The sequence below is a fragment of the Bradyrhizobium sp. 61 genome (assembly GCF_023073075.1).
Taxonomy (GTDB): Bacteria; Pseudomonadota; Alphaproteobacteria; order Rhizobiales; family Xanthobacteraceae; genus Bradyrhizobium; species Bradyrhizobium barranii.
Genome location: NZ_JADPIU010000056.1, coordinates 78,431 through 98,180, shown reverse-complemented (window position 1 = coordinate 98,180; position 19,750 = coordinate 78,431). Strand labels below are relative to the sequence as shown.

14 protein-coding genes are annotated in these 19,750 nt (G+C 61.7%); 12 read left to right on the top strand and 2 right to left on the bottom strand.

The features are described 5' to 3' along the window. The first annotated feature begins 56 nt into the window (after positions 1-56). The 6 genes from IVB46_RS20195 to IVB46_RS20170 all read left to right on the top strand — a co-directional run bounded on the left by IVB46_RS20195 (position 57) and on the right by IVB46_RS20170 (position 6,607). Entirely contained in the window at positions 57-1,031 is a 975-nt protein-coding gene (locus tag IVB46_RS20195; RefSeq protein ID WP_208087795.1) for a glycosyltransferase family 2 protein, read from the top strand. Next, the gene (locus tag IVB46_RS20190) at positions 1,028-1,492 is read left to right on the top strand and encodes a GtrA family protein (protein WP_038957506.1); all 465 of its coding nucleotides are present in this window, start codon (positions 1,028-1,030) and stop codon (positions 1,490-1,492) included. The genes IVB46_RS20195 and IVB46_RS20190 overlap by 4 nt, the downstream gene beginning before the upstream one ends. Then, on the top strand, positions 1,489-2,223 hold the full coding sequence (locus IVB46_RS20185) for a class I SAM-dependent methyltransferase (RefSeq protein ID WP_049812946.1): 735 nt from the start codon (positions 1,489-1,491) through the stop codon (positions 2,221-2,223). Before IVB46_RS20190 ends, IVB46_RS20185 begins: the two co-directional genes overlap by 4 nt. A 64-nt stretch (positions 2,224-2,287) precedes the next feature. Continuing rightward, on the top strand, positions 2,288-3,250 hold the full coding sequence (locus tag IVB46_RS20180) for a Gfo/Idh/MocA family oxidoreductase (RefSeq protein WP_157789145.1): 963 nt from the start codon (positions 2,288-2,290) through the stop codon (positions 3,248-3,250). A gap of 152 nt (positions 3,251-3,402) precedes the next feature. Then, on the top strand, positions 3,403-5,256 hold the full coding sequence (locus IVB46_RS20175) for a hypothetical protein (RefSeq protein ID WP_247309726.1): 1,854 nt from the start codon (positions 3,403-3,405) through the stop codon (positions 5,254-5,256). Between the two features lie 25 nt (positions 5,257-5,281). Next, positions 5,282-6,607: a hypothetical protein gene (locus tag IVB46_RS20170; RefSeq protein ID WP_247309728.1), complete on the top strand. Its 1,326-nt coding sequence runs from the start codon at positions 5,282-5,284 to the stop codon at positions 6,605-6,607. A 69-nt stretch (positions 6,608-6,676) separates the two neighbouring features. Here the strand turns inward: IVB46_RS20170 and IVB46_RS20165 are convergent, their stop codons facing one another. Then, complete coding sequence (locus tag IVB46_RS20165) at positions 6,677-7,993, bottom strand: hypothetical protein (RefSeq protein ID WP_247309730.1); 1,317 nt, start codon at positions 7,991-7,993, stop codon at positions 6,677-6,679. A 547-nt stretch (positions 7,994-8,540) separates the two neighbouring features. On the opposite strand from IVB46_RS20165, the gene IVB46_RS20160 reads away from it, so the two are divergent. From IVB46_RS20160 to IVB46_RS20145, 4 genes are read left to right on the top strand one after another with little or no spacing between them, the layout of a single operon-like run. Further along, positions 8,541-10,235 carry a glycosyltransferase gene (locus tag IVB46_RS20160; protein WP_247309732.1) on the top strand — a complete coding sequence of 565 codons (1,695 nt, stop codon included), beginning with the start codon at positions 8,541-8,543 and terminating at the stop codon, positions 10,233-10,235. Between the two features lie 43 nt (positions 10,236-10,278). Next, positions 10,279-12,309 (top strand): asparagine synthase (glutamine-hydrolyzing), encoded by a 2,031-nt coding sequence (gene asnB, locus IVB46_RS20155; protein WP_208087789.1) that lies wholly within the window; start codon positions 10,279-10,281, stop codon positions 12,307-12,309. Next, the gene (locus tag IVB46_RS20150) at positions 12,296-14,320 is read left to right on the top strand and encodes an alginate lyase family protein (protein WP_208070433.1); all 2,025 of its coding nucleotides are present in this window, start codon (positions 12,296-12,298) and stop codon (positions 14,318-14,320) included. Before asnB ends, IVB46_RS20150 begins: the two co-directional genes overlap by 14 nt. After that, the gene (locus IVB46_RS20145; protein WP_157789149.1) at positions 14,308-15,528 is read left to right on the top strand and encodes an oligosaccharide flippase family protein; all 1,221 of its coding nucleotides are present in this window, start codon (positions 14,308-14,310) and stop codon (positions 15,526-15,528) included. Before IVB46_RS20150 ends, IVB46_RS20145 begins: the two co-directional genes overlap by 13 nt. Before the next feature lie 107 nt (positions 15,529-15,635). Here the strand turns inward: IVB46_RS20145 and IVB46_RS20140 are convergent, their stop codons facing one another. Further along, positions 15,636-16,445 (bottom strand): class I SAM-dependent methyltransferase, encoded by an 810-nt coding sequence (locus IVB46_RS20140; RefSeq protein WP_208070449.1) that lies wholly within the window; start codon positions 16,443-16,445, stop codon positions 15,636-15,638. A gap of 287 nt (positions 16,446-16,732) precedes the next feature. Here IVB46_RS20140 and IVB46_RS20135 point away from each other — a divergent pair, with 287 nt between their 5' ends. Together IVB46_RS20135 and IVB46_RS20130 are read left to right on the top strand one after the other, a co-directional pair. Continuing rightward, positions 16,733-18,325 (top strand): heparinase II/III family protein, encoded by a 1,593-nt coding sequence (locus tag IVB46_RS20135; RefSeq protein ID WP_162136821.1) that lies wholly within the window; start codon positions 16,733-16,735, stop codon positions 18,323-18,325. 1 nt (position 18,326) lies between these two features. Continuing rightward, positions 18,327-19,601, top strand: a complete 1,275-nt coding sequence (locus IVB46_RS20130) for a glycosyltransferase family 4 protein (protein ID WP_208070451.1) — start codon at positions 18,327-18,329, stop codon at positions 19,599-19,601. Positions 19,602-19,750 lie beyond the last annotated feature (149 nt).

The following is a 19,750-nucleotide window of genomic DNA, read 5'->3' as shown; positions in this document are numbered from 1 at the left end:
TGGCTGAGACGACGTCAGGGGTGAATGCCGAATCCGCAAATGGGGGACCTGACTCCTTGAGCAGGCCCCTCATTTCGATCATCGTTCCCGTGTTCAATGAAGAAGACAACGTCGATCGGACATATTCGGAGTTGAAGCGGGTTACGGCGGAGCTGAAGGACTATCAGTTCGAAATTCTGTTCACCGACAATCACTCCACCGACTCCACCTTCGGGAAGCTCTCCAGCATTGCCGCCCACGATCCGAGCGTGCGGATCGCCCGCTTTGCAAGGAATTTCGGTTTTCAGCAGTCCGTTCTGACCGGCTATCGGCTGGCGCGCGGAGCGGCCGCGATCCAGATCGACGCGGATCTTCAGGACCCGCCGTCGATGTTCGGTCCCTTTCTGCAAAAATGGCGCGAAGGCTTTGACGTCGTGGTCGGGGTACGCAGGAGCCGGAAAGAGACTTTGCTCCTGCGGCGCGCGAGGCGGGCCTATTACCGCTTCATGCGGCGGATTGGCGGGCCTCATCTCATTCCGGATGGTGGCGATTTCCGCCTGATTGACCGGTCCGTGATCGAGCGGCTCCGTCCGATTCACGAGCCGCATATGTATCTGCGCGGTCTCATTTCCTCGCTCGCCAGGCGCCAGACCGGCATTCCCTTCGATCGCGCTGCGCGGTTGCACAACGAGAGCAAGTTTCGATTTGGAAGCCTGGTGCGTCTGGCCATGGACGGCATCATCGCGCACTCGAGCCTGCCTCTGCGGGTATCGTTCTATATGGGCTTGGTGATCGCGCTGGCCGCTGTCCTGCTCGCGACTTTCTATCTCGTCGTCAGGTTGTTCTCTCACCAGATCGTTCCGCCGGGATTCACGACCACGCAGATCCTCATCCTGTTCGGGATTGGGTTGAACAGCCTTTTCCTCGGCGTGCTGGGTATCTATGTCGGGCGAATTTACGATCAGGTCCGGTTGCGGCCGCCGACGATCATTTCCGACCTGATCAATTTCGACGAGCAGATCGACAGCGTCGAACGGAATTTGCTCCGATGAACGGCACCGGCACCACGTCCGGCTTATTCGCACTGATGACGTCATCCTCCATGCGCCTGATCATGCGCTTTGGCGTGTCCGGCGTGACGACCACGCTCGCGTATTTCGTGCTTACGAACGCGTTCGTGCTTTCGCGCATGATGACGCCGGTCCTCTCGTCGGTGTGCGCGTACGTCATCTCGGTCGCCATCTCGTACCTGATGCAGAGCTGCTTCACCTTCCGGGTCGATGGCCATTCCTTCGACCAGGTTGCTCGCTTCGTGGTTATGTCCCTGGCCGGGCTTTTGGTTTCCTGGTGCGTGATGGCGCTTAGCGTCGACCTGCTGCATTGGCCCTATCTGACCGGTGCAATTGGCGTTTGCATGATCATACCCGTGCTGAATTTCTTCCTGCTGCGCGGCTGGGTGTTTGCCGTCCGCGGCAGGCGCGAGCAGACTGTTGCAACGGGAGAGTCGGAATGACCGAACAGAAGACCTCTCAGGTGACGCAGGCACAGGTCGCGACGGATTTTGACAACGTCGCCGGCGACTACGAGGACAAGATCAATTCGGCGCTTGCCTTTGCCGGGCGTGAGCACTCGTTCTACATCGACATCAAGCGCGAGCACATCTTGCGGCTCGGCAGAGAGCATTTTCCTGATCTGACAGAGCTGGATGTTCTGGACCTCGGCTGCGGGCTCGGCGCGTATCATCCCGGCCTCGAAGGAAAGTTCCGCGAACTGCACGGCATCGACGTATCGGCGCAGAGCGTCGAGCTTGCAGCGGCGCGGCATCCTTTCGTGCACTATTCGACGTTTGACGGAGCCCGACTGCCTTATCGCGACGGGCAATTCTCCATCGTGTTCACCGTATGCGTCATGCATCATGTGCCGCCGCCGCAATGGACGGGGTTCGTCGCGGAGATATTTCGCGTGACAAAGGCCGGCGGGCTGGTGCTCGTATTCGAGCACAATCCCTATAACCCGGCGACACAGTACATTGTGAAGACCTGCGACATCGACAAGGACGCGGTGTTGTTGCGGCCCGGGAAGCTGCGGCGAATGTTTGCGGACGCCGGCTTTGCCAAGGTCGAAACGAAAACGATCATTTCGGTGCCGCCCGCCGGCCAATTCCTCAGCCGCCTCGACTCGTTTTTGGGGCATCTTCCGTTCGGCGCCCAATACTACCTCAGCGGCGTGAAACCGCCGGCCTGAAGCGGGAGGGACGCATCTGACCACGATTGCTCTGCAACTGGCTGACTTCTGGCGCGCGGCGGCCTTGCCCATTCCGCTTGTGGTCGTTGGCGGCGGTCGCTGGGGCCGGACCTGGCTTTCGGTCGTCGTCGCCGCGCGCGGTTCTGCGGAAGGTGTCGTTCTGGCTGCCCGCAGCCAGCCCGATGAAGTGCGGACATGGGCCGCCGCGCGCTCCGAGCTCGCAGGCCTGACGGTGGTGGCGACGGTTGCCGAGGCCATGCTTGCCGATCGGCAACCGCAAGCGGCGATCATATCGAGCCGGCCACGCGATCACATACGCGACGGGATTGACGCGCTCGAACATGGTCTGCACGTTCTTGTCGAAAAGCCGGTCGGCGTCGATCCGGAAAGCGGACGGGCGCTGGTGGCAGCAGCTCAGCACAGGAAGCGTATTCTCGCGGTGGGCACGGAATTCGCCTACCTTCCGGCCTTTCATCAATTGTCTGAGGAATTCGCCGGCGCCGACGGCGCAGATATGACGCTGATATGGGAAGACGTCGAAAACGAAGTGCGACATGGCGCGACGAAGGCCCGGCACGAGGAGACGGGGTTGCTGTACGACTTGATGCCTCATGCCCTTTCGATCTTCCGGGTCTTTGCCCCGAAGGCCGGCCTTCGGATTGGCGCAGCGCAGGAAAGTCCGGATGGCTGTCGGGGACATATCGAATTCCGCGACGACCAGGGAGGGCGCCACGAATTTCGCTGTGACACCAGAGCGACAGCGCGTCGACGGCTGCTGGAGATCCGAACCAAATCCGGTCACGCGTCGGTCGACTTTAGCGGCGCCCATGGGCTGATGACGATCAACGGCCAGCCGCACGCGCTTGATCCGCGTATGTCGGTGATGGCCAGCACTTTGCGACTGGAGCTTGGAGCGTTCCTGTCTCAGGTGACGGGGGCGACGGACGCAGCGTTACCGGGGTGGGACGTCTCGGGCTTGCTTGCGGTGCAGGAGGACCTGAAACGGGCGCTCGCGGCCGGCAGCTGACCGGTTCTTCGCCCCACGGCTTGCGATTTATGGATGCGAATGTGCTAAGTTCGGTGAAAGGGCCCATGCACGAGGCAATCACTGCAGAAGGGGCGAACTGAGCGATCGTCCGCATTCGCCTCCGACGTTCTTGCCTTCAATTGGAAGTCGACGTGACAAAGAACCGTCCATTGCCTTGCGCTTTGTCGCGAGCTGACTTGTTGGCAGCCGGCCTGGTCGCGACCTTCGTCGGACTCCTGGGGCTTTGGCCGCACCTGCAATTCGCCAGCGAGATTGGCGAGTTTCGGTACTTTCACGGTGCCTATGATGAGGACACCTACGTTCTGAGCTGGTTGCTGGGAACGTTGAGGTCGACGCGCGCGCTGTCCGGCTTTGCGCTCAGCGCCATTTATCGCATCTGCGGATCCTCGCTGGACGCGACGCTGGCTGCATCGGATTTTGTGTTTCCGTTCCTGGCGAGCTGCGCCGCCTATTTCGCCGTCAGTCAGGTCGTGTCGAGCCGCTCCGCGAGGGTGCCGGCGGCACTGCTGCTCGTTTTTGCGAATGACATGTTTTCGCTGGGCAATCTGATTCTCTGGACGTCGGGCCAGTTCAATATCTCGCGGTTTTCCCAGATCGTGGGGTTGGTGCACCCCAGGCTTGTCCCGTCCTATGAGACGAGCTTTCTCGCAATCCTCAGGACGCCGGAGCCGCAGGTCAGCTTTGTGCTCATGTTCCTGAGCCTCGGGCTTCTCGCGCGTTTCGCCGTCGTCACCGGACTCCGAGAACGGGCAGCTCTTGTGGCCGCGGTCATAACCTTGTCGCTGCTTCCGATCGGGTACACGTTCGTGACGCTGCCGGTGGCGACTATCGCCGCCGGATTCCTGCTAGTGCAGGGATATTTCAGGCAGATCTCGGCCATCCCGATTGCAGCCGGTTTGCTCGGAGCGGCACTGGTGTCGCTCAGTGCGGTCTATTGGGATCACAATGGCGGTCAGACAACGTCGGGCATGCTCGCCGGCCTTACCTACCCGACGCGTTTGCCGATCATAACGCCTGCGGTTATAGGCAGCCTCGTCTTCAGCGCCGCCTTTGGCTTCTGGATGATCTTGCGAGGATGCAGGGAGCCGCTGGCTTTTCTGACCTTGGGTTGTCTGGCCATCCCCCTGGTGTTGAGCAATCAGCAGATCGTAACCGGCGTGATGTTCAGCGCTCGGGATTGGGAGCGCACGGTCAGCTATCCGGTACTCCTGTTCGGCGTTGTCGCTGCCCTTTCCGTCATCGCGCCGTCTTACACCAGGCGGCTGTCGCTTCCTGCACCGGTGCTGTGGATATGTTCGGCTCTCATTGTTCTCGTCGTCGTGCGGGCGGAGCGGACCGCGTTCTCGACCTGGCGGGCCTACAACATGGAGTCCATCGCCATCGTCCGGGCGTTGCAGGCTGTCGACACCGATACGGCGAGCCGGGCGAGCCTGGTATTGGATGACGCGGGTATTGCGCCGATGCTGCAGGTCAGAACGAACAATCGCTACGATGTCGTTCTGACTTTCTACCGGGTTGCCATGAACTTCATTCCGAACATGGAGCCGGAGGCCAGGAGCGCCGATCCCAGCCACTACGAGAATGAGCTGTTCGAGCACTGGTTCCGGACGGACGTGAATCCCGAGACGGCAGAGCAGTTGCTGAGCGCAGAGATCCAGCAGCGGGCCGGACCAAATCTCAGCTACCTGTTCAGCTTTCGCGATGCATGGTATCCGGCGAGCGACAATCGTAGGGTGCGTCAGGCAGAGCTCGCGCAAAGTGTCGGTCCGATCATCGAACGCTATCGGGGGTATCTCTCGTCACCTGCACGATGCAAGGTCTTCGAACGTCCTGCACTGCGGGTACGAACGCGACCACCGCGCGAGATCGTGCCCGGGCCGAGAATCGATAATCAGTATATTGCGGAAGGCAGCGCCGGAGGCGCGATCGCCTACGTCTATCGTCAAAGCAGCCGCGAGCCGCAGTGCGGCGCCAGTCATCAATAGTGTATCTTGAAAGGGGGCTGAACCGTTGCGCGAGCTCATTGCACGACTGGACCGCCGGCCGATCCCGGTCACGCTGCTCCTGGCGGCTCTGATGCTGTTTTTCGTTCCGGCCTTCCTTCTTTCCCTGAACAAGGCTGGCAAGCTCGAGCATTCCTGGTCCTCTGCCGCCATATGGGTGAAAAGCGCCGATTGTGCGCGAACAACGAAGGCCATCCTGGCCATTTGTCAGGGGGAACGTCTCTTGCCTATCGCGGACCTCTCGGCGGGGGATGATCCGGGACCGCCTCTGGTTCTGGATCTCTATGCTGCCCTCAGCGGTACGGTCGTAACCGAAAACGACGTCTCGAGAGTGAATACGATCCTGAACTATGTCGGACTTGTAAGTCTGGCGGGTCTGCTTTTTCGTCTGCGGTTGCCGTTTCTGTCGTTTCTCGTCCTGACCGTCGGGGCCGTGATCGCCAACAAGCATCATTCGCTTGGGCCACATCCAGGCCACCTGGGTGTCGCCTGTCTGGTGGCATTGCTGCCGTTGGCGATTCTCGGAATTCCATCCACCGGCCCATCGCGCACCAGCTGGTGGCTATGGATGTTCGCCGGTCTGCTTGGTCTGGCTGTCGGAATGGTTTTCCGCGAGGCGATCGGGCTTATGGGGGTTGTGGCCGCTCTTCTCGCCCTTGGCGTCAGTTATTTTTGTTCGCTCATGAAGATGCGGCATGTGGGGCTGGCCCATCTCGTCGTTGTCGTCACAACCGTTCTGACGATCTTGACGCCGTACTCCATCCTTCGCGCTCGCGATGCCGTCTTCGATATCGCGCCGTCCACCCGGATGGAGCAGCACGGGGCGTGGCACAATCTGTATATCGGTCTGGGTGTCGTCGAGAACCCGTTCGGAATCGTGTGGAACGATGACGACGGTGTCCGGGCCGTCAAGGAGGTCAGCCCCGGCACGCTGTATCTGTCGGCTGAATATTATTCGATACTGAAGCGGAAGTATTTCGAGATTGTCCTTCACCATCCGATCGAAGTGATCACGATCTATCTGAAGAAGGTGATGAAGGCGCTCACCACCTACAATATGATCTACCTTCTCATCGTCGTTTCTGGCGTTTTCGCCTGGGCGCGGCTTTCACTTGTGCGCTACTCTGCAGGCTGGTCTTCCTACGATGCGGTATTCAGCGTGAGTGCCGTGTTTGTTGCCACTTTTCTCGGGCAGGCGGCTCTTTTTCATTACACCGAACTATATCTTTTTCCGGTGAAGATTTTTCTTGTCTTGCTGTTTGGCGTCATGGTTGAGATTCTTCTCACCCTGGCAAGAGCCGGCAGGTTCGAGCCGGCCAGCCGGCGGGCCTAGACTGCTACGAAGGTTCGTCCCGCTTCAACGATTTCGCCATGGCGAATCGAGCTTGGGCGCGACCGGGCCTCAAGGTTCGGCAGGACCGCCGAACAGCGTTCGCGGGGTCAAGTACCAGAGCAGGAACAGAAGCCAGAGGCCGTGGGTCAGTATCAGCGTCGAGAATGGGACGTTTGTGATGACCTGTGGCACGATGGCCGCGGATATGAGGATGAAGCGTTCCGACAGGCCTGCCGATAGCCGGTTGCCGAAACCAATGACCAGCCCGCAGGCGAATGTCACCAGGGGAGCTGCCCAAAGGCCGACGGATGCGATGCCCTCCGTGGCGAACAAGGAAGCATTGAGGAAACCCAGCGGGTAGGTGCTGTTCATCTCGACGGAGATTTGCTGTTTCAGTGCACAGCTAACGAAGGGCTTCAGGAGCCAGATCTGACAAAAATGGGTCAGGTCGTGCTGGGCGAAGTACTCGTTGTAGACATCCATTGCTACCGACGGAACGCTCAGCATTCTGGCATTGACGATGCCGAAATAGCGCCTCATCGGCTCGCCGATTGTGATGATGAGAAGCACGCCGGCGAGAACCGGCAGAAACAGGGACAGGATCGTTGCGATCCGTCCGAGGAATATCGAAAGCAGCGTCATGCAAAGCAGCCAAGCCGGCGTGAACAGCGCGATCTTGGTGAACGTGCTCGGATAAAATGAGATCGCGATGGCGAGCATCGCCGCTGCCATCCAGTATCGATGCCGCAGGGCGAAGCACGCATAGGCGAACGGGATCAGTACGGTCATGGTCGATGCGATGGCGTAGTTCAGCGCAGTCGGAAACTGCAGCTCGGCGCGATATTGGTAGATGTCGTTGATCGCGACGACGCGGAAGCCGTATGTGGCCGCTGCTATCGACGTTGCGAGACAGAACGCGACGATGACGTAGAGGATGCGTTCGAAGCTTCGCTCCGAGATCTCGAAAGGGCGGCCGATCCGGGGGGTGATGAGAAGGGCAGGCAGCAGGAAGGTCAGGCAAGACAAGCCCGCGGAGATACCTGCGGCGACATGGTCGTACTGAAGCTTCGAGAACGAGTTCAGCCAGAGAAAGCCGGCCACCATGGTGAACAGGTAGAATCCGCAGAGATAACCGAAGCTGAAGCGGGTAAAAACGAAGAGCGGAGCAATGAGGCAGAAGATCGCTGTCGCCGCTATCGCGTTTGTAAGTCCCGCCGGGTCGTACATCACATATTCCGATCGATAGAACGGAAATGATATGCGAAGTGAGGCGGCGCAGATTACGATATGAAGACAGATCAGAAGCCCGAGCAGTAGCGGACGCTTTTGGTCTCGATCGAACAGGCCGGCAAGCCCGCGATGCACTGAATTGACGGACTCGGCCATTACTCCCGATCTCACTTCAACAACCCCAGAGCAACGTATCCTGACAGCTAGGGAAGTTCAACGCGTGCGGCGGTTGAGGTGGTTTGCTGAAGACCTCGTCAACAGCCGCGCAAAGTTACCGGGCTCCGTCGGGATCACGGTCAGGATCTGCCGAACAGCACGGCCTGGTGCACTGGCATCGACGTGCGTCACGATATCCAGGCAATGGCGGGGCAGCTCAATTGCCTGGCGTCCGGCTGTTCGCACGATGGCTTGATGTGTCGTTTCGCCAGTACCAGCGATGGCGCGAGACAGTGCGTCTCGGCGACCAAGGGGGACGGTAAGCACGTGGACCGTATTCGCGGGGCTTTAGCGGGGGGGCGGGGTCTTCGGAGTCCCGGTAAAATGACGGGAACTGAATGGCTTGGGCCTGCGGCGCGCGAACCTTGCGGGAGGCTCCTGGGCGCTGGTCTTGACGCTCTATTGCTAGTATAGCCTGACCCAGATGTCCAACCCGTCCGCGAAACTAATGAGTCCTGACCTTTCCACAAGACCCAAGCTGATCGTCATGAGCTTCCATCCCGTGACGAGATCGTTTGCCGATCGAATCACGGAGGTCTGCGGACCGGTGGACAGCTACTATGACGCGGCGAACCTGCGCAAATTGTCGCCCGTCGCGGCGCTTCGGCAGTTGCGCAGTCTCCGTGCCGATAAGCTGGTCATCGCGCTGGAAAGCGAGGTTTCCACGGCGCTGATTGCACCGCTCTCGATCGCGGCTGCATTGACCCGGGTCGGCTCACTTGCGGTTGTCTGGCCCGATTTGCGGGTCGAGGCTCTCGGGCGGCTTGGCGGGCTGCAGAACTTGCTGCAGCTCGGCGTCGATACCCTATCGTCCCGCCGTGCTCTTGTCCGCCGTTTGCGCGAGGGAGAGGCGATGAGACGGTTGCCGATGCCCCGTCGGGTCCCACCCAGCGGCGGCGCGCGCATTCTCTATCTCGATGCCAACATCTCGCTTGGCGCGGCCGTCGGCGGCTCGGTCGGTCACACGGCGGGCGTCATCGGGGGATTTCTCGACAACGCCTTCGAGGTGGACTACGCAAGTCTCAAGTCGCTGCCCACGGATCGCGCAGGCGCGCGCTGGCTGAAGTTGCAGCCCGATGGGCTGCTTGCGATGCCGGCAGAGCTGAATTTCTATCCGTATGCGGAGGCGATCGAGAAAAGAATCGTTCCGCTGCACAGCTCCAATCCATGGTCGTTCATCTATCAACGATTTTCTCTGCACGATTTTACCGGGCCTCATCTGGGGCGCCGCTTGAACGTGCCGGTCGTCGTCGAATTCAACGGATCCGAGGCCTGGGCGTCCGCGAATTGGGGAACGCGGCTCCGCCTGCACGGGGCCGCAGAGAAAGCAGAAGCAGTCGCGCTGGAGGCTGCGGATTTGATCGTCACCGTTTCGGACGAGTTGGGGGATGAGCTGAAGCGGAGAGGAATTCCCGATAGCCGGATTCTCGTCTATCCCAACTGTGTCGATCCGGCCGCTTTTGATTCCACGAGATTCTCGACGGACGATCTCGCCGATCTGAAGCGGCAGCATGGCATCCCGAAAGATGCGCTGGTCGCCGGGTTCATCGGAACATTCGGGCAGTGGCATGGCATCGAGTTTCTCGCCGAATGCATCAGTGACCTCGCGCGCAACGACGCCGCCTGGCTCGAGCGGAGCAAGTTGCATTTCATGCTGGTGGGCGACGGTCTGAAGATGCCCGAGGTGCGTCGGCTGGTCGGACCACCCGAGATCACGCGCTTTGTCACGCTGACGGGCCTGGTGGCGCAATCGGAAGCCCCCAGATATCTGGCCTGCGCGGACCTGCTGCTCTCGCCTCACGTGCCGAACGCGGACGGCTCCGGATTTTTTGGATCGCCGACCAAATTGTTCGAGTATATGGCGATGGAGAAGCCGATCGTCGCATCGGCGCTCGGCCAGATCGAGGATGTCATCGCCGGACGCGGTGCCACGCGGCTGGGGGCGTTGCCGCCGGGGGCGGGAGCACCTTGCGGATTCCTTTACGAGCCGGGCAATGCGCAGGCCTTCAAGGACACATTGCGGCGGGTCGTGGACGACATGCCGGCGGCCGCCGGAGTGGCGAAGGCGGCCCGCGCCGAGGTCCTGAATCGCTATACCTGGAAGCGGCATGTCGATGCTATTCTCGCCGCGATGGCCCGTAACGGGTTGCTCGTGCGCCGGCCGGATCGCGACGCGGCATGATCTCGTCTCCGAACCAAGGGGATTGTTCTGAATGTGCGGAATAGTGGGTTTGCTATCTTACGGCGACGCCGGCAGGGTCGATCGTAGCGTCCTGGATCGCATGCGCGACGCCATGGCGCATCGCGGGCCGGACGGCGGAGACGGCTGGGTCTCGGACGACCGCAAAATCGGGCTCGGCCACCGCCGTCTCTCGATCGTCGACCTCAACGTCGCCGCGACGCAGCCGATGCGCAACGAGGACGGCACCGTCATCATCACCTTCAACGGTGAAATCTACAATCACGCCAAGCTCAGGCCTGAGCTCGTCGCCCGTGGGCACAAGTTCCGTACCGATCACAGCGACACAGAAGTGCTGGTGCACGGCTACGAGGAGTGGGGCCTCGACGGCCTGCTCGAGCGGATCGAGGGCGACTACGCCTTCGGGATCTGGGACGAGCGCAAGGGGCTGCTGTCGCTCGCGCGAGACCGCATCGGCGTCAAACCGCTCTATTTCGCCCGGATTAAGGGATGCTTCGCCTTCGCATCGGAGATGAAGGCGCTGGTTGAGCATCCCGACTTCGTGCGCGAGATCGACCCATACGCGATGTACCACTACCTTTCGTTCCTGACGACACCGGCGCCGCTGACGATGATGCGCGGCATCTACAAGCTGCCGGCCGGATGCAGCATGACGATCGATCGTTCCGGCAAGGCGACGATCTCGCGATACTGGGACGCGATGCCCGGACGCGGCATCGACCCGGGCGAGACCGCCAATCTTTCGGAGGCGGCGCTCGAGGAGTTCTACGTCAGCGGCATTCGCGACCGGCTCCGCGCCAGCGTGGAGAAGCGGATGATGTCGGACGTGCCGATGGGCGTGTTCCTGTCGGGCGGCGTCGATTCATCGACCAACGTGGCGTTGATGAGCGAATTCTCCAGCCGCCCCGTGGAGACCTTCACGATCGGATTCAGCGACTACAAGCATCTGAACGAATACGAGCAGGCCAATCAGATCGCACGTCAGTTCGGCACCAATCATCATGAGATTGGGATCAGCAAGAAGGACATGATCAACTACCTGCCGCAGATGCTGCACTCGCAGGACGAGCCGATCGCCGACTGGGTGTGCATCCCGCTCTATTTCGTCTCCAAGCTCGCGCACGACAACGGCATGAAGGTGGTCCAGGTCGGCGAAGGCTCGGACGAGCAGTTCTGCGGCTATTCGGGCTACATGACGTACCTGAAGATGTATCACAAATACTGGGCGCCGTTCCGCAAGTATCTGCCGCAGCCGGCACAGCGCCTTGCGGCGGGCACTGCCAATCTGCTTTCGGGGATTCATCCGAAGCTACCGGTCTATGCTGACGTCATCGATCGCGCGGCCCGAAGCCGCGAGCATTTCTGGTCCGGCGCGATGGTGTTCCCCGATCTGATGAAGAGCCAGCTCGTTGACTCCGCCGCCATCGCGGCCGCCAACGACGATCACGCGGACGCGGCGGGGTTGCTCGATCCCGAATATCTGAAGCTCGACAGCTTCAATATCGTCCGCAGCTTCATGGATCCCCTGGATGCCAAGTTCCCCAACCTTGATCCGCTGACGCGCATGATCCACAGCGAGTTCAGGCTGCGCTTGCCCGAGCTACTGCTGATGCGGGTCGACAAGATCGGTATGTCGGAGTCGCTGGAAGCTCGCGTCCCCTTCCTCGACCACAAGCTCGTCGAGTTCTCGATGGACATTCCCGAGGAATGGAAGACCAAGGGCGGCGAGCCGAAATATCTTCTGAAGAAGGCCGTCGAGGGCCTGATCCCCGACAACATCATCTATCGCAAGAAGATGGGCTTCGGCGCGCCGATGAGTGACTGGATGCGCAGCGATTTCGGCCGTGCGGTCCGGACGTCGGTGTTCTCTTCGGGGTTGATGCGGCGCGGCTTCCTGAATGCCTCCTATATCGAGAAGCTGTTCGACTGGCACTTCACCGGGCGGACCGATACCAGCCTGTATCTCTGGGCGATCTACAATCTGACCGCCTGGTATGATTTGTGGATCGATCGCAAGGCGGTCGATACGTCGCAGTTGTCCGATGCGGTTGCTTGACGCGGCGCGCCGCGCCAGGAGGATTCTCGGCAAATCTCCGACCTACGTTGCCAGCCGCGCCTGGCAGGAGGGGGAGCGCGAGCTCGACCGCTGGCTTGCGCCGATGCGGGAGCGAAGCCTCTCGCGCGGGCGGCTGCTTGCGATGGCGCGGGCCTCCTCCATCGATGAATTATGGACACGGCTGCGCCAGCGCCCGTATCCGGCCTGGACATCGGCGATGGATTCCGCGGCGCTCGACCGCGTCGAGCCGGGCGAGAGCGCGCGGATTCGCGACGCCGCACGCCTTGCTTGCGCACGAACAGTCGACCTGCTCGGGACCGGGCCGGTCGCGCTCGGCAGGCCGATCGACTGGGCCCGCGATTACCGGGTGGGGATGGGGTGGCCGGGAGGCTTCGCGCGATCGATCGACTACGTGAACCGCGATCGTCCCAGCGACGTCAAGGTGCCCTGGGAGATTTCACGACTGCAATGGCTGATTCCGGCGGGACAGGCCTACCTGCTGGATGCCGACGAGCAATATGCCGTCGCCGCCCGCGATATCCTGCAGGAGTGGATGGATGGCAATCCGCTCGGCTACACCGTGAACTGGTCCTGCACGATGGAAGCCGCGATGCGGCTCTTCATCTGGACCTGGCTGTTTCATGTATTCGCGAACAGCCCCTCGTGGCGCGACGAGGACTTTCGCGCGAAGTTTCTGGCCTGCCTTTACCTCCACGGCGACTTCACGCTGAGGCACATCGAGAAAGCCGATGTCAACGGCAACCACTACACCGCGGATCTTGCCGGCCTGGTGATGGCCGGCCACTTTTTCGGCGACGTGGGGAATGCCGGTCGCTGGCAAGATGCCGGCTGGCGAGGGCTGCAAGAGGAAATCGAAAAGCAGGTCTTCGCCGACGGGGTCGATTTCGAGGCGTCGGTGCCCTATCACCGGCTGGTCTGCGAACTCTTCGTGTGGCCGGCACTGTTCCGCAAGGCCTGCGGCGCCAGCCTGACGGACAGTTACGTCCAGCGGCTGCGCGCGATGGCGCGATTTGCCGCGGCCTATTCGCGCCCCGACGGCACCAGCCCGCTGTGGGGGGATGCCGACGACGCAAGAGCGTTGCCATTCGGTGGGCAGAAGCTCGGCGACCATCGCTATCTGGTCAGTCTGATTGCACTCGCATTCGGCGATAGCGATCTGGCGGCGCAAGCGGAGGGGCCTCGCTCCGAACTCGTCTGGGTGGTCGGACCCGACTTGGCCGCATCATTCGCGCCAGCCGTTCGCTCGCCGGCGTCGTCGATGGCATTCCCGCACGGCGGCGCGTATGTCATGCGCGCCGGGGATCATCACGTATTCATTGATTGCGGCCCGGTCGGCCTCGCCGGCCGCGGCGGCCACGGACACAACGACGCGCTGTCGTTTGAAGCCTGGCTCGCTGGCGCGCCGGTCGTCATCGACCGCGGCTCGTTCGTCTATACGGCCTCGTTCGAGAAGCGAAACGAGTTTCGTTCGACCTCGTCCCACAACACGCCCGGGATCGATGGCGCGGAGATGAACCGCTTCGACCCCGGCAATCTCTGGAACCTCCAGGACGATGCGCAGGCCGAATGCACGACTTGGCGGACCGGCGACGAGCAGGACCTGTTTGCCGGTAGGCATCAGGGCTACCGGCGCCTCGGCGTCGACGTTGCGCGGGAAATCAGCCTGGACAGGCGATCGGGCCGTGTCGAGATCGTCGATACCATCGACGGCGAAGGCGAACACGAGATCGCCGTACCTTTGCATCTGGCGCCTTCCGTCCGCGTCGACCGCAGCGGCGCCGCGGTCCGCCTTGCTTCAGCGGGACGTCTGTTCTCCCTTTCGGCATCTGGTGGCGGTTGGGAGCTGACCATCGAGCCCACGTTGATCTCGCCGAGCTACGGCGTTGTCGAGCCATCGCATCGGCTGGTGTGGCGCAGGCAGGGAGCCTTGCCGGCGAGGCTGGCGGTAACGATCATGCCGGACGGGAACGATACCTCGTGCCCTCCTTGATCCACACCTATGCTGAGATGCTGTTGGCGCGGGGCCTCGCTATCCTCGGCTCGTTCGGCGTGGCGATCCTGACGGCGCGCATGCTCGGTCCCGCCGAGCGCGGGCACTATTACTACATCGTGACGCTCGCTGCGATTGCCCTGCAGATCGCCTCCCTCGGCATTCAGTCGAGCAACACGTACTTGATTGCGCGGACGCCGGCGCTGCTCGCTCAGATCATGGCCAACTCGTTGTGGCTTGCGATCCTGGCCGGGGTTGCGGCGGCGGCGGGCGTCCTTGCAGTCGATCTGGCGATCGGCGGTTCCGAACAAAACGTCATGTTCGTCGCCATCGTGACGGCGCTGACACCGTCGCTGCTCCTGTTCCTTTACCTGTCCAACATCGCGGTCGCTCTTAATCGCCCCAGGACCTTCAACGGTCTGATCATCCTCAACGGCGTCGTTGCCATCGGTGCGGCGCTGCTCGCATGCTGGCTTGCTCCACGGCTTGGGGGCTTCCTGGTTGCTGCGGTCATCGCCTCGCTCGTCGCCTGCGTCGCCGCCTGGGCCGTCCTGGCGAAGGGCGTCGACATTCCGCGGCGCTTCGACTTCGGCCTGTTCCGGGACGGTATCGCATTTGCGCTGCGGGCTCATATCGCGACTCTGCTCGGCTTCGTCATGGGCCGCATGAGCGTCATGGTGCTCAGGCAATTCGGCGAGTTTGCGGATATCGGTTACTGGTCGATTGCGGCACAGATCGCCGACGCGTTGCTGATCCTGCCCTCGACGATCGGCCTTCTGCTGTTTCCCGCGCTCGTGCGTGCGAAAGGTGCGGCGCGAATGCAGCAGTACAAGGTCGCGTTGCTACAGATCACCTTGCTGATGGCGCTGGTCTGCACAGCCAGCGCCGTGCTGGCGAGCCCGATCGTCACAATCATATTCGGGAAAGCGTACGAGCCGGCCGTGGCCATCATCCTCGCGCTGCTTCCCGGTGTATTCTTCATCGGCGTCGCCTCCGCAGCCTCCCAGTTCCTGTCGGCGAGCGGATTTCCCTGGTCGCAGGTCATGGCCTGGCTCTGCGGGGCGACCCTGCAGGCCGCTCTCTCGGTTGCGCTGTTTGGACAGTTCGGTGCCGTTGGTCTGGCGTGGATTCAGAGTGCGAGTGCCGGATTTGTCTGTGTCTGGCTGCTTCTCAACAGCGTCAGGTCCGGCCTTTCCGCCGATCTCTGACGCAACGAATTGGAGCGAGGCACCTCGCCGCCGTCCCATCTTCCGGATGGCCCGCGGAACCGGCGCTCCAACTCCAACGAAGGCCACGAGCAAGATATTCCGGCAACCTATTCTGAGGGGCGGATCGCTTCGATCATGAGGTAGAGGCCGAGCTGGCGCGCCACAGCAAGCAGGAGCGCACGCGGCCAAAGGCGCCGGGCGATCGACAGAAGACGTCCGCGATGACGCTGGCCCGTTGCGCCGGAAAGTAAGTCACCCGGGCTCAGTTCGACTTCCATCTTGACCATCTGCAAGCCGCTGGCCTCGACGATCGCGGCCGCCTCCTTCGTCGAGTAGGCCTTGGTGCCGGGGCTTTCGAGGTGGTTCGCATAGATCGAGGCAAGGCTGGACGACAATCGTCCATAGCGAAGCCAGAGCATGAGACCGACGATCGACCACTTGTGGTAGATCATGATCCGCGCAGTGCCCCGGGGCTTCAGCACACGGGCAACCTCCTTGAACGCCTGCGTTGTATCGGCACTGTGGTGCAGAACGCCCCAGCTGTAGACGATATCGAACGTCGCATCCGGAAAAGGAAGCCGTTCCCCGTCGGCCACTCGGAGCTCGGACTCAAGGTGGGCGAGGGCGAGGCGTTCGCGCGTCAGGTCGACGGCGCGCGGGGTCAAGTCAATGCCGCAAAGGCGGGCGGGTCCGCTGCGCGCCCATCGTTCATGGTCAGCACCCATGCCAACGCCGATTTCGAGTACAGCCTGCTCGTGGCCCTCTTCGAAGCGGGCGAAGGGCTTGATGAAGGGCTCGAGCTCGTACCTCGTCTCGCGTTGGCTGGAGAAGCGATTTGAGGCGTCGATGCCGACGGCATAAGCGGCCTCGCCGCAGGCGGCCTCGTTCCAGAAATCGCGGACAACCCTGTTGTTCATGGGAGCACTCTCATCATGGCACAACTGTATCCCCCCCATGAGCCTGGCACAAGAATAGGCGCCGGCGATTGCCGATCTGCCGGAGTTCCGCAGCCTCTGCACCGGCAGGGCAAGGCTCCCTCGGCCTTCAAAATCTCCCGGCAAGCCAGCGCACCGTCTCGTGCAGGCCGAGCTATTGAACTCGGCACCGGAAATGGTATCAGCGCTTGGGCGAAACACAGCCGGAACATGGAATGTTTGGGAAACGATGGGGGGATCCCGCGCGCCTAATCCGAACGGTGCGCCACTTGCGTTCCGAACAGATCATCAATCGCGTCAAGCGCCGAATTCTTCCGCCCAGCATCGCGCATGGACCCGCACCTGGTTTGCGCACGCCGACGGCGAGATGGCGGAATGCTGCGGGCCGGCCGGCCACCATGGTGTCCCCCCGACGCTTCCGGATTCTTGGGCAGGTGGCGGAGCTGCCGGACGGTGCCGGCTGGAACAATCCGGCAATGCCGAAGCTGTGGCTGTACAACCTGCACTATTTCGACGATTTGCGCGCAGAGGCAAGCGAGGCCCGTGCGTCATGGCATCGCGACCTGATCGACGCCTGGATTGCCGAAAATCGTCCCATGACGGGAAACGGCTGGGAACCGTATACGATATCGCTGCGCATCGTGAACTGGGTCGCATGGGCGTTGGCGGGCAACGATCTGGGCTCCGCCGTGCGCGACAGCTTGGCAACGCAGACGCGCGCGCTGAACTCCTCGCTCGAGTATCATCTGCTGGGCAACCATCTGCTCGCGAACGCGAAAGCCCTTGTGTTCGCGGGTTGCTATTTCTCGGGGGGCGAAGCAGACCGATGGCGACGCACCGGCCTGGATCTGCTGCAACGGGAGTGGCGCGAACAGGTGCTGTCGGACGGCGGCCACTTTGAGCTCAGTCCGATGTATCACGCCATCCTGCTCGAGGATGTCCTGGATCTCATTCAGCTTTCGAGGATCTATCCGCACGAGCTTGCTGAAGCGGCGGCGCAATGGCCGGCTTTGGCCGAGCGTATGCTGGCCTGGCTGGGTGAAATGGTCCATCCGGACGGGGAAATCGCCTTCTTCAATGACGCGGCGTTAGGCATCGCGAGGACGTACAGGCAGCTTGCGGACTATGGGGCATCGCTGCACGTCTTGCGGAGCGAGGCGACCGGTCGGCTGGCTGACAGCGGGTACGTGCGGCTGCGCTCCGGTCCCTGGCTCGCGATCCTCGACACGGCCGAAGTCGGCCCCTCCTACCTGCCAGGGCATGCGCATGCAGACACGCTCTCGCTCGAAGTGTCGTTTGGCGATCGTCGGTTGATCACCAACTCCGGGACTTCGTCTTACGCCCACGATGCAATTCGAGATGAAGAGCGTTCGACCGGCGCCCACGCGACTGTCGAGATCGATGCAGAGAATTCAACCGAAGTGTGGGCCAGCTTTCGCGTCGGGCGGCGTGCGCATCCATTCGGCAGATCGGTATCCGTGACCGGCCACATCCAGTCGGCCTCCGCCAGTCACGATGGGTACCGCTGGCTCCCTGGCCGACCAGTCCACTGCCGCAGCGTCACGGTGTCGCCGACTTCGCTAGTTGTTCGGGACCGTGTTACGGGCGAGGGAAACCACACGATCATCGGTCGTTTTCCGCTGCACCCGCTGGTCGGTCATATTTGCCCGGACGGGCAAGGCTGGTCGATCGAGGTGCCAGGGGAGCCGCGGCTTCGTGTGTCAGCGAGGGGAGCGTCGCAATTCCTGCTGAACGACGGGTACTACGCGCCGAGTTTTGGGCACCGAATCTTGCGACCGGTCCTTGCCTGGAGCTATACCGGCGGGCTACCCATGGAAGTCGAAACCCGGTTCGAGCTCTGATTTGCGTATCCTCTTCGTCACCGATCACTATCCGCCTGAGGCGAGCGCGCCGTCTATCCGCTGCAGCACGCATGCGAAGCGTTGGATCGAGCGCGGCCATCAGGTCACCATGCTGACCAATTTTCCAAACCACCCGGATGGCAAGGTGTTCGGCGGCTATCGGCAATCGCTCTACAAACGTGAAATGTACGACAACGTAGACGTTTTACGCGTCCCGACGCTGGTGTTTCCCAATCGTGGCGCAATTTTGCGAATTCTCGACTACCTGAGCTTTGTGCTGACGGCGAGCCTTGCATCGCCTTTTGTTGCTCGACCGGACGTCGTTATTGCGACGTCGCCACACATATTTGCCGCTATCGCGGGATGGATTGCGAGCCGCGTTCACCGCAGGCCGTTCGTGTTCGAAGTGCGCGATCTCTGGCCAGACTCGATTGTCGCCGTTGGCGCCATGAAGGAAGGACGGGTGGTCAATCTTGTCCGGCGTGTGGAGCGCTTTCTCTACAGGCACTCGGATCTCATCGTTACGGTCACCCATACGACCCGCGACGTGCTGATGTCGCGGGGAATCGATGCCGACAAGATCGTCGTAGTCACCAATGGTGCAGACACATCCAAACTCGCCCCCGGATGCGCGCCATCGTCGTTGCGCGAGAGGTTTGGAACCGAGAACAAGGTAGTCGTTTCATACATCGGCACTGTCGGCATGGCGCATGGGCTACAGCTTATCCTCGACGCGGCAGACGAGTGCCTGACCCGCGTTCCCGAGGCGCAATTTATCATCGTCGGGTCCGGTGCGGAGCGCGAGGAGTTGCAACAACAGGCCCAACGTCGGGGACTGCGGAATGTGCTGTTTGTCGGTCCCGTGTCGCACGATGAGACCATCGACTACTGGCATTTGAGCGACTTCACGCTGGTATTGCTGAAGAACACCCCATTGTTCAGGACAGTGTTGCCATCGAAGGTTTTTGAGGCCCTGGCGACCGGCACGCCAATCATCGCGAACGTACGGGGCGAGCTGGAGCGTCTACTCGAGCCGCTGGATGCAGCGAAGATCATCGAGCCCGACAGCGTGGAGGAGTTGGTGCGCGCCATCGCGGAGCTCGCACGAGATCCGGCACGCCGGCGTTTGCTTGCGGCAAACGCCGCTACCGGGAGCAAGCGCTACGAGCGCACAGCGCTGGCCGATAGCATGCTGGAAGCTTTGCAACGCTTGTGCCCTGGGAAACACGAATCGGACCGGTCGGATCGCGATCTCGCTCAGGACAAGACGGGCTAGCTGCGCAGGCTGCCGCAATGCTTCTCCAACTATTTGGAATTTAACGCTTTTTTTGGGCGGTCGATTCCGGGCGATTCGCCCGGTTCCGGCCCCCTTTGAGTTTGTATATTTCCGCGTGACTGGTTACACAGCGCCGCCGGGGCTCCCCG